The 10,899-nt window shown below is 62.5% G+C and carries 10 protein-coding genes; 9 read left to right on the top strand and 1 reads right to left on the bottom strand.

Features of this window, described 5'->3' with window-relative positions:
• From MJ643_RS20355 to MJ643_RS20340, 4 genes are all read left to right on the top strand, one after another.
• The coding region (locus MJ643_RS20355; protein WP_247726996.1) for a hypothetical protein at window positions 1-230 on the top strand (230 nt) is incomplete at its 5' end.
• Window positions 231-257: 27 nt separating this feature from the next.
• On the top strand, window positions 258-917 hold the full coding sequence (locus tag MJ643_RS20350; RefSeq protein ID WP_013970746.1) for a paraquat-inducible protein A: 660 nt from the start codon (window positions 258-260) through the stop codon (window positions 915-917).
• Window positions 904-1,527, top strand: coding sequence for a paraquat-inducible protein A (locus MJ643_RS20345; protein WP_015268842.1), 624 nt, complete (start codon window positions 904-906; stop codon window positions 1,525-1,527). Before MJ643_RS20350 ends, MJ643_RS20345 begins: the two co-directional genes overlap by 14 nt.
• Window positions 1,520-3,820 carry an MlaD family protein gene (locus MJ643_RS20340; RefSeq protein ID WP_024086210.1) on the top strand — a complete coding sequence of 767 codons (2,301 nt, stop codon included), beginning with the start codon at window positions 1,520-1,522 and terminating at the stop codon, window positions 3,818-3,820. The genes MJ643_RS20345 and MJ643_RS20340 overlap by 8 nt, the downstream gene beginning before the upstream one ends.
• A 167-nt stretch (window positions 3,821-3,987) precedes the next feature.
• Here MJ643_RS20340 and rpsT read toward each other — a convergent pair whose 3' ends face one another.
• Window positions 3,988-4,266 carry a 30S ribosomal protein S20 gene (gene rpsT, locus MJ643_RS20335; RefSeq protein ID WP_003247625.1) on the bottom strand — a complete coding sequence of 93 codons (279 nt, stop codon included), beginning with the start codon at window positions 4,264-4,266 and terminating at the stop codon, window positions 3,988-3,990.
• 250 nt (window positions 4,267-4,516) lie between these two features.
• On the opposite strand from rpsT, the gene murJ reads away from it, so the two are divergent.
• From murJ to fkpB, 5 genes are all read left to right on the top strand, one after another.
• Entirely contained in the window at window positions 4,517-6,055 is a 1,539-nt protein-coding gene (gene murJ / locus MJ643_RS20330) for a murein biosynthesis integral membrane protein MurJ (RefSeq protein WP_208209623.1), read from the top strand.
• Between the two features lie 118 nt (window positions 6,056-6,173).
• Entirely contained in the window at window positions 6,174-7,124 is a 951-nt protein-coding gene (gene ribF / locus MJ643_RS20325; RefSeq protein ID WP_023660619.1) for a bifunctional riboflavin kinase/FAD synthetase, read from the top strand.
• Window positions 7,121-9,952, top strand: a complete 2,832-nt coding sequence (gene ileS / locus MJ643_RS20320; RefSeq protein WP_061552036.1) for an isoleucine--tRNA ligase — start codon at window positions 7,121-7,123, stop codon at window positions 9,950-9,952. Before ribF ends, ileS begins: the two co-directional genes overlap by 4 nt.
• Window positions 9,945-10,460 (top strand): signal peptidase II, encoded by a 516-nt coding sequence (lspA, locus tag MJ643_RS20315; RefSeq protein WP_003258216.1) that lies wholly within the window; start codon window positions 9,945-9,947, stop codon window positions 10,458-10,460. Before ileS ends, lspA begins: the two co-directional genes overlap by 8 nt.
• Window positions 10,453-10,890 (top strand): FKBP-type peptidyl-prolyl cis-trans isomerase, encoded by a 438-nt coding sequence (gene fkpB / locus MJ643_RS20310; RefSeq protein ID WP_003258215.1) that lies wholly within the window; start codon window positions 10,453-10,455, stop codon window positions 10,888-10,890. Before lspA ends, fkpB begins: the two co-directional genes overlap by 8 nt.
• The last annotated feature ends 9 nt before the right edge of the window (window positions 10,891-10,899 follow it).

Raw genomic sequence — 10,899 nt, 5'->3', positions numbered from 1 at the left:
TCATTTCGCAAAACCCCTATCTGCGCATGCAGGTAGGGGTTTTGTCTTTCTGGCGCAAAAATTCCCAAGCATACGCCGCCCCTGTGGGAGCGGGTTCACCCGCGAATGCCGGCAAGGCCGGTGCCATCCACCGCGTCGCCTGCTTCGCGGCGGTTCGACGCCTCGACTCGCCCGCACTGGTCACCGTTCAATCGTCGCCTCCCACAATTCGAGCCAGAACACTAGAATAGGCCCACGCACCTATTCAGAAGCGCTATATGCCCAATCCTGTCGAACCTGAAACCCTGGCCCAGTTGCCGTTGGACGAGCTTGTCGCCTGTCATGAATGTGACCTGCTGCTGCGCAAGCCCGTGCTCCAGCATGATGAGAAAGCCCAATGCCCGCGCTGCGGCTATGAGCTGTACGCCCATCGGCACAATGTGGTCAACCGCAGCCTGGCCCTGGTGCTCACCGCCTTGCTGCTGTTTGTGCCTGCCAATTTCCTGCCGATCATGCAGCTGCACCTGCTTGGCCAGACATCGGACGATACTGTCTGGAGCGGCGTGCTGGGCCTGTACAACTCGGAAATGCGCGGTGTGGCCGTCGTGGTTTTCCTGTGCAGCATGGCCATCCCTCTGGCAAAACTGCTCTGTCAGCTGGTCGTGCTCTTGAGTATCCGTCTGAACGTGGGGCGTAGTTTCGGCCTGCTGTTCTACCGCATCTATCACCACTTGCGTGACTGGGGCATGCTCGAGGTCTATTTCATGGGCGTGCTGGTAGCCATCGTCAAGCTGGTGGACCTGGCCGAGCTGACGGTAGGTCTGGGGCTGTTCTGCTTCATCAGCCTGTTATTGATCCAGGTGTGGCTCGAGGTGGTGATGTCACCGCACCAGATCTGGAGTGCGCTATCAGGGGAGGACCTGCATGCGGGCGATTGATGCAGGCATTCTTGTCTGCAATGAATGTCACGAGCTGAACCGGCAACAGCCAGACAGCACTTCACAAACCTGTACACGCTGCGGTGCCATCGTGCATGCCCGTCGGCCGAACAGCATCGCGCGTACCTGGGCGCTGCTGATTGCCGCGTCGATCCTGTACATCCCGGCCAACATGCTGCCGATCATGACCGTGAGCACCCTGGGCCAAGGCAGCCCCGACACGATCATGTCCGGTGTCATCACCTTGCTCAAGCATGGCATGGTGCCCATTGCTGCCGTGGTGTTCATTGCCAGTATCCTGGTGCCCACGTTCAAACTGGTGGGCATCGGCTTGCTGTTGTACTCCGTTCAGCGCCGTCAGCCGCTTTCGGCACGGCAACGGATATTGATGTACCGCTTCATCGAATTCATTGGGCGCTGGTCCATGCTCGATATCTTTGTCATCGCCATCCTGGTGGCGGTGGTGAATTTCGGCCGAATAGCCAGTGTCGAAGCCAACCTGGGCGCTGTCGCCTTTGCAACTGTGGTGATCCTGACAATGCTTGCCGCTTTAACTTTCGATCCCCGACTGATTTGGGATAACACGGAGTCGGATGACGACCATGAGTGACCTGCCAACGGCTAAAACCCGCCCAGCCTCGAACTGGTCGGCCATATGGATCCTGCCTTTGATCGCCTTGATGATCGGTGGCTGGCTTGCGTGGCAGGCTTACCGTGATGCCGGTGTGGAAATTGAGGTCCGCTTCGAGTCGGGTGAGGGTATCGTCGCCAACAAGACCGAGGTGATCTACAAGGGCATGCCGGTTGGCAAGGTCAAGAGCCTGGTGCTCGACGCCAAGGGTGAGAACCAGGGGGTGATCGCCACCATCGAGATGAACAAGGCTGCCGAGCCGCATCTGACCAAAGGCACGCGTTTCTGGCTGGTGAAGCCGAGCGTCAGCCTGGCGGGTATTTCCGGCCTGGAAACTCTGGTGTCAGGCAACTACATCGCCGTCAGCCCAGGGGAGGGGGAGCGCACCAAGCGTTTTACTGCCTTGAAGGTTGCTCCGCCGCTGTCGGACACTGAGCCGGGCCTGCACCTTACCCTCAAGGCCGAGCGGCTTGGGTCGCTCAACCGTGACAGCCCGGTGTTCTACAAGCAGATCCAGGTTGGCCGGGTTAAAAGCTACCGCCTGTCCGAGGACCAGAGCACTGTCGAGATAAAGGTCTTCATCGAGCCGGCCTATGCCAGCCTGGTGCGCAAGCACACGCGTTTCTGGAATGCCAGCGGCGTCAGCATCGATGCCTCGCTCTCGGGCGTGAAAGTGCGTAGCGAATCGCTGTCGAGCATTGTCGCCGGTGGTATCGCCTTTGCCACGCCGGAACACCGCAAGGACAGTCCGCCCACCGACTCGAACCTGCCGTTCCGTCTGTATGAGGACTTCGATGCGGCCCAGGCCGGCATCCGGGTAAAGGTGAAATTGAGCGATTACGAGGGCCTGCAGGCGGGCCGTACACCGGTCATGTACAAGGGCATCCAGGTGGGCTCGCTCAAATCCCTGACAATGGCAGACAACCTGGCCAGTGCATCGGCGGAGCTTACGCTGGACCCGTTGGCCGAGGATTATCTGGTCGAGGGCACGCAGTTCTGGGTGGTCAAACCGTCAATTTCCCTGGCGGGTATCACTGGCTTGGAGGCGCTGGTCAAGGGTAACTACATCGCCATTCGCCCTGGTGAGAAAGGGGCGCGGCCAGAGCGTGAGTTCGAAGCCCGCGCCAAGGCGCCTCCGCTCGACCTCAAGGCACCAGGCCTGCACATGGTGCTGTTCGCCGACACCCTGGGTTCGCTGGAAGTCGGTAGCCCGGTCATGTACCGCCAGGTGAAGGTGGGTAGCGTGCAGAGCTACCAGTTCGCCCGCAACAGCAATCGCATCCTGATCGGTGTGCATATCGAGAAGGAATACGAAAAGCTGGTCAACGGTTCGTCGCGCTTCTGGAATGTCAGTGGCATCACCCTGACGGGCGGCCTGTCGGGCATCAAGATCAAGAGTGAATCACTGCAGACCCTGATGGCTGGTGGTATCGCGTTCGATACGCCACGGCCTGATGTGCCGCTCAAACGACACATCCCACGCTTCCGCCTGCATGACAGCCAGGAGGCGGTCAACCGCGCAGGAACGTTGATCACCATTCGTGTGGACCGTGCCGACGGCCTCAAGCCTGGCACGGCGATTCGCTTCCGCGGCCTGGATGTGGGTAGCGTCGAGAGCGTCGACCTGACCGATGACTTGCAGGCGGTGCTGCTGCGGGCGCGCATTACCGAAGCGGCGGACCGTATCGCCCGCGTCGGTACGCAGTTCTGGGTGGTCAAGCCAGCCTTTGGCCTGGTGCGCACGCAGAACCTCGACACCCTGGTGGGCGGGCAGTACCTGGAAGTGCAGCCGGCTGCCAAGGACCGTGGCCCGCAGCGCGATTTCATCGCCTTGGCCGACGCCCCGCAGGTGGCAGGGCCTGAAGTCGGGCTGCCGTTGACGCTGAGCGCCCCGCGCCGTGGCTCGATCAAGCCGGGCGTGCCGGTGACCTATCGTGAGGTTGCGGTGGGCAAGGTGACGGGCTTCGAGCTGGGCCAGAGCGCTGACCGCGTATTGATCCATATCCTGATCGAGCCGCGCTATGCGGCCCTGGTGCGCAGCGGCAGCCGCTTCTGGAACAGCAGCGGCTTCGGTTTCGACTGGGGGCTGGTCAAGGGGGTTACGGTGCGTACCGAGTCGGTGGAGACCATGATCGACGGCGGTATCGCCTTCGCCACGCCGGATGGCGAGCAGATGGGCAACCCGGCACGGCCGCAGCAGACGTTCGCCTTGTTCGACAAGGCCGAGGATGAATGGCTGCAGTGGGCGCCGAAGATTCAGATTGCCAAGTAAGATTGCAGAAGGGGCCGCTTTGCGGCCCCTCGCCGGCAAGCCAGCTCCCACAGGGACCGCGCATGGCTTGCCGGTGATGAGGCCGGATCAGGTTATCCAGGCAAGCCCGTCAAATCGCAGGCAACAAAAAACCGACCCTAGGGTCGGTTTTTCGACTAGCGCGTCGCTTAGGCAGCTGCAGCTTCTTTCAGCGCCTTGATGTGGCCATTCAGACGGCCTTTGTGACGAGCAGCCTTGTTCTTGTGGATGATGCCCTTGTCGGCCATACGGTCGATTACAGGCACAGCCAGAACGTAAGCGGCTTGCGCTTTTTCGGCGTCTTTTGCGTCGATGGCCTTGACTACATTCTTGATGTAGGTGCGGACCATGGAACGCAGGCTGGCGTTGTGGCTGCGACGCTTCTCAGCCTGTTTTGCACGTTTCTTGGCGGAAGGTGTGTTGGCCACCGTCGAGCTCCTCGAAAGACTTTAGGTAAATAGCAAACAAAATAGGCCGCGAATCATGCCGATCAGTCGAACGGATGTCAAGGCCACCTGCAAGGTTCCGCCGAGCGGTGCGCCAACAAGAGGGAAATATTCCTTTCTGCTGCGCGACCTGTAAACTCGGGAATTTTTGGCTCCCCTGCGAAGGCGCGGGAGTATCGCACATTCGGACGCTGTCTGGCAGCGTCCTCTGCCCTTGGCGTGAATCTTTTCGATGAACCTGCTCAAATCCCTGGCTGCGGTAAGCTCGATCACCATGATTTCCCGGGTGCTAGGCTTTGTCCGCGACACCATCCTGGCGCGTGTTTTCGGCGCCGGCATCGCCACCGATGCTTTCTTCATCGCCTTCAAGCTGCCCAACCTGCTGCGGCGCATCTTCGCCGAGGGCGCGTTTTCCCAGGCCTTCGTACCGATCCTGGCCGAATACAAGACCCAGCAAGGCGAGGAGGCGACCCGCACCTTCGTCGCCTATGTCAGTGGCCTGCTGACCTTGGTTCTGGCGCTGGTGACCGCCATCGGCATCCTGGCGGCGCCATGGGTGGTGTGGGCGACCGCACCAGGCTTTGTCGACAGTGCCGAAAAGTACGAACTGACCACCGCCCTGTTGCGGGTGACTTTTCCTTATATATTGCTGATCTCGCTGTCCTCCCTGGCCGGGGCAATCCTCAATACCTGGAACCGTTTCTCGGTGCCGGCCTTTACCCCGACCTTGCTGAATGTGGCGATGATTGCCTTCACCGTGCTGCTCACGCCGTATTTCGACCCGCCCATCATGGCCCTGGCATGGGGCGTGCTGGCCGGTGGCCTGGCACAGTTGCTGTACCAGCTGCCAGCGCTGAAGAAGATCGGCATGCTCGTGCTGCCACGCCTGAACCTGCGCGATACCGGCGTGTGGCGGGTGCTCAAGCAGATGCTGCCAGCGATCCTCGGGGTGTCGGTGAGCCAGATCTCGCTGATCATCAACACCATCTTCGCCTCCTTCCTGGTAGCCGGCTCGGTGTCGTGGATGTACTACGCCGACCGCCTCATGGAGCTGCCTTCCGGCGTACTGGGCGTGGCCCTGGGCACCATACTGCTGCCGACCCTGGCCAAGACCTACGCCAACAAGGACCGCGAGGAATACTCGCGGATCCTCGACTGGGGCCTGCGCCTGTGCTTCCTGCTGGTGCTGCCATGCACCCTGGCCCTGGCCATTCTCGCCGAGCCACTGACCGTGGCGCTGTTCCAGTACGGCAAGTTCACTGCCGTCGACGCAGCCATGACCCAGAAGGCGCTGATCGCCTATTCCGTGGGCTTGCTGGCGATCATTCTGGTCAAGGTGCTGGCACCCGGCTTCTACGCGCAGCAGAATATCCGTACACCGGTGAAGATCGCGGTATTCACCCTGGTCTGCACCCAACTGTTCAACCTGGCCCTGATCGGGCCGCTCGCGCATGCCGGCCTGGCCCTGGCGATCAGCCTGGGGGCCTGCCTGAACGCCGGCCTGCTGTTCTGGAAACTGCGCAGTCAGCAGCTGTTCCAGCCGCAACCAGGCTGGGCGATATTCCTGCTCAAGCTGGTGCTGGCGGTGGGGCTGATGTCGGCGGTGTTGCTGGCCGGCATGCATTATTTGCCGGCCTGGGAACAGGGCAACATGCTCGAGCGCCTGGTGCGCCTGGGGGCTCTGGTACTGGCGGGCGTCGTGACCTATTTCGGCTGCCTGTACCTGTGCGGCTTCCGGCCTCGGCATTTCGCCCGCAAGGCCTTGCACTGAGGCATCGGGCGGGTCAGGCGTCGGTTTTTCGAATTCCACGCCGCCCTTGGGCGCTGCTGCCTGTCACCGGCGCCCGGGTGTGGTTATAATCGGCCACTTTATGAGCAAGAAGCGCGTTATGCAGCTGGTTCGAGGTCTTCACAACCTGCGCCCCGAGCACCGGGGCTGTGTCGCCACCATTGGCAACTTCGACGGGGTTCACCGCGGCCACCAGGCTATCCTGGCGCGCCTGCGCGAGCGCGGCCAGGCCTTGGGCCTGCCGACCTGCGTGGTCATCTTCGAACCGCAACCACGCGAGTATTTCGCCCCCGACACCGCGCCGGCCCGCCTGGCCCGGCTGCGCGACAAGATCGAGCTGCTGGCGGCCGAGGGTATCGACCGGGTGCTGTGCCTGGCATTCAACCAGCGCCTGAGCAAGCTCGGCGCCGATGCCTTCGTCAAGGCCATCCTGGTCGACGGCCTGGGTGTACGCCACCTCGAAGTGGGCGATGACTTCCGCTTCGGCTGCGACCGCGCCGGCGACTTCGCTTTCCTGGTCGAGGCCGGCAAGCAGTACGGCTTCACCGTCGAGGCTGCCAACACGGTGATCCAGGACGGCCTGCGGGTCAGCAGCACCGAAGTGCGCAAGGCCCTGTCCGAAGGCAACTTCGAGCTGGCCGAGCACCTGCTGGGCCGCCCGTACCGCATCAGCGGCCGCGTGCTGCATGGCCAGAAGCTGGCCCGCCAGCTCGGCACACCTACCGCCAACATTCAGCTCAAGCGCCGCCGCGTGCCGCTGTCCGGGGTCTACCTGGCCAGCATCGAAATCGACGGCAAGGCCTGGCCGGGTGTCGGCAATATCGGCGTGCGCCCCACCGTTGCCGGTGATGGGCGCCCGCACCTGGAGATTCATCTGCTGGACTATGCCGGCGACCTTTACGGCCGGCGCCTGACGGTGGAGTTCCACCACAAGCTGCGAGAAGAGCAGCGATTCGCCTCCCTGGAGGCGCTGAAGTCGGCGATCGATGCGGATATCGCCGCCGCACGTGCACATTGGCACGCTCAACCGCTAACGAAGAGCCTGAAATGACCGACTACAAAGCCACGCTTAACCTTCCGGACACCGCCTTCCCCATGAAGGCCGGCCTGCCTCAGCGCGAACCGCAGATCCTGCAGCGCTGGGACAGCATTGGCCTGTACCAGAAGCTGCGCGAAATTGGCAAGGATCGTCCCAAGTTCGTCCTGCACGACGGCCCGCCCTATGCCAACGGCAAGATTCACATCGGTCATGCGCTGAACAAGATCCTCAAGGACATGATCGTCCGTTCCAAGACCCTGGCCGGCTTCGATGCGCCGTATGTGCCGGGCTGGGACTGCCATGGCCTGCCGATCGAGCACAAGGTCGAGGTCACCCACGGCAAGCATCTGTCCGCCGACCGCACTCGCGAGCTGTGCCGCGAGTACGCCGCCGAGCAGATCGAAGGGCAGAAGACCGAGTTCATCCGCCTGGGCGTGCTGGGTGACTGGGACAACCCGTACAAGACCATGAACTTTGCCAACGAGGCCGGCGAAATCCGCGCCCTGGCCGAGATGGTCAAGCAAGGCTTCGTGTTCAAGGGCCTGAAGCCTGTGAACTGGTGCTTCGATTGCGGTTCGGCCCTGGCCGAGGCCGAAGTCGAGTACGCCGACAAGAAATCGCAGACCATCGACGTTGCCTTCCCGGTAGCCGATGACGCCAAGCTGGCTGCTGCCTTCGGTCTGGCTTCGCTGGCCAAGCCGGCTGCCATCGTGATCTGGACCACCACCCCGTGGACTATCCCGGCCAACCAGGCGCTGAACATCCACCCGGAGTTCAAGTACGCCCTGGTCGACACCGGCGAGCGTCTGCTGGTTCTGGCCGAAGAGCTGGTCGAGTCGTGCCTCAAGCGCTACAGCCTGGAAGGCTCGGTCATTGCCACCGCCCAGGGTTCGGCACTGGAACTGATCAACTTCCGCCACCCGTTCTACGACCGCCTGTCGCCAATCTACCTGGCTGACTACGTCGAACTGGGCGCCGGTACCGGCGTGGTGCACTCCTCGCCAGCCTACGGTGAAGACGACTTCGTCACCTGCAAGCGCTACGGCATGGTCAACGACGACATCCTCACCCCGGTGCAGAGCAACGGCGTGTATGTGGACTCGCTGCCATTCTTCGGCGGCCAGTTCATCTGGAAGGCCAACCCGGCCATCGTCGAGAAGCTGAGCGAGGTCGGCGCGCTGATGCACACCGAAACCATCAGCCACAGCTACATGCACTGCTGGCGCCACAAGACCCCGCTGATCTACCGCGCCACCGCGCAGTGGTTCGTGGGTATGGACAAGCAGCCGACCACCGGCGAGCCGCTGCGTGAGCGCGCACTTAAAGCCATCGAAGACACCAAGTTCGTCCCGGCCTGGGGCCAGGCGCGCCTGCATTCGATGATCGCCAACCGCCCGGACTGGTGCATCTCCCGTCAGCGCAACTGGGGTGTACCGATCCCGTTCTTCCTGCACAAGCAGACCGGCGAGCTGCACCCACGCACCGTCGAGCTGATGGAAGCAGTGGCCAAGCGCGTCGAACAGGAAGGCATCGAGGCCTGGTTCAAGCTGGACGCCGCCGAACTGCTGGGCGCTGAAGCCGAGCAGTACGACAAGATCACCGACACCCTCGACGTGTGGTTCGACTCGGGTACCACCCACTGGCACGTGCTGCGTGGCTCGCATGACATTGGCCACGCCACCGGCCCGCGTGCCGACCTGTACCTGGAAGGTTCCGACCAGCACCGCGGCTGGTTCCACTCGTCCTTGCTGACCGGTTGCGCCATCGACGGCCACGCGCCGTACCGCGAGCTGCTGACCCACGGCTTCACCGTGGACGAGAATGGCCGCAAGATGTCCAAGTCGCTGGGCAACACCATCGAGCCAGAGAAGGTCAACAACACCCTGGGTGCCGATATCCTGCGCCTGTGGGTTGCCGCTACCGACTATTCCGGTGAAATGGCCGTTTCCGAGCAAATCCTGCAGCGCAGCGCCGACGCCTACCGCCGTATCCGCAACACTGCACGCTTCCTGCTCTCCAACCTGTCCGGCTTCGACCCGGCCCGCGATTTGCTGGCCCCGGAAGACATGCTGGCGCTGGACCGCTGGGCGGTTGACCGCACCCTGCTGCTGCAACGCGAGCTGGAAGAGCACTACAGCGAGTACCGTTTCTGGAACGTCTACTCCAAGGTGCACAACTTCTGCGTGCAGGAACTGGGCGGCTTCTACCTCGACATCATCAAGGACCGCCAGTACACCACCGGCGCCAACAGTGTCGCTCGCCGTTCCTGCCAGACCGCGCTCTACCACATCAGCGAGGCGCTGGTGCGCTGGATCGCGCCGATCCTGGCGTTTACGGCCGACGAAATCTGGCAGTACCTGCCAGGCGAGCGCAACGAGTCGGTAATGCTCAACGGCTGGTACGAAGGCCTGAGCGAGCTGCCGGAAGGTACCGAACTGGACCGCGCCTACTGGGACCGCGTGATGGCCGTCAAGGCATCGGTCAACAAGGAGCTGGAAAACCAGCGTACCGCCAAGGTCATCGGCGGCAACCTGCAGGCCGAAGTCACCCTGTACGCCGACGAAGGCCTGAGCGCCGACCTGGGCAAGCTGGGCGACGAACTGCGCTTCGTGCTGATCACCTCGGCTGCCAGCGTGGTGCCATTCGCGCAAGCGCCGGCCGAAGCGGTGGCCACCGAAGTCGAAGGCCTCAAGCTGCAAGTGGTCAAGTCCGGCCACACCAAGTGCGGCCGTTGCTGGCACTTCCGCGCCGACGTCGGCAGCCACCCGGAGCACCCGGAAATCTGCGGCCGTTGCGTCGACAACCTGAGCGGTTCCGGCGAGGTGCGCCACTATGCCTAACCCTGTAGCGGGGCGCTTCGGGCGCCTTGCATGGCTTTGGCTGAGCCTGGTGGTACTGGTCCTCGACCAGGCCACCAAGCTGTATTTCAACAATGCCCTGACCATGTACCAGCAGGTTGTCGTCATCCCTGACTACTTCAGCTGGACCCTGGCCTACAACACCGGCGCGGCGTTCAGCTTCCTGGCTGAAAGCTCCGGCTGGCAGCGCTGGCTGTTCGCCCTGATCGCCGTGGTGGTCAGTGCCGTGCTGGTAGTGTGGCTCAAGCGCCTGGGGCGCAACGAGACCTGGCTGGCCGTGGCGCTGGCGCTGGTGCTGGGTGGCGCGATCGGCAACCTGTACGACCGCGTCGTGCTCGGCCATGTGGTCGACTTCATCCTGGTGCACTGGCAGAACCGCCATTACTTCCCGGCCTTCAACCTGGCCGACAGCGCCATCACCGTTGGTGCGGTGATGCTGGCGCTGGATATGTTCAAGAGCAAGAAGTCCGAGGATCCGGTCCATGACTGACACCCGTATCGGCCAGAACACCGAAGTCACCCTGCACTTCGCGCTGCACCTGGAAAACGGCGACACCGTCGACAGCACGTTCGACAAGGCCCCGGCCACCTTCAAGGTTGGCGATGGCAACCTGCTGCCAGGGTTCGAGAACGCCCTGTTCGGCTTCAAGGGTGGCGACAAGCGTACCGTCGTGGTGGCCCCGGAGAACGCATTCGGCCAGCCAAACCCGCAGAACGTGCAAGTCATGCCACGGTCTCAGTTCGAGGGCATGGAGTTGTCCGAAGGGCTGTTGATCATCTTCAACGACGCCGCCAACACCGAGCTGCCGGGTGTGGTCAAAGCGTTCGATGACGACCAGGTGACCATCGACTTCAATCACCCATTGGCTGGCAAGACCCTGACCTTCGAGGTGGAGATCCTCGAGGTGAAGGCCCTGTAAGCCTGGAGC

The organism is Pseudomonas sp. PNPG3 (assembly GCF_023093815.1).
Taxonomy (GTDB): domain Bacteria; phylum Pseudomonadota; class Gammaproteobacteria; order Pseudomonadales; family Pseudomonadaceae; genus Aquipseudomonas; species Aquipseudomonas asiatica.
Note: the sequence above shows the minus strand (reverse complement) of the source record. Positions and strands in the feature narration are given on the sequence as shown.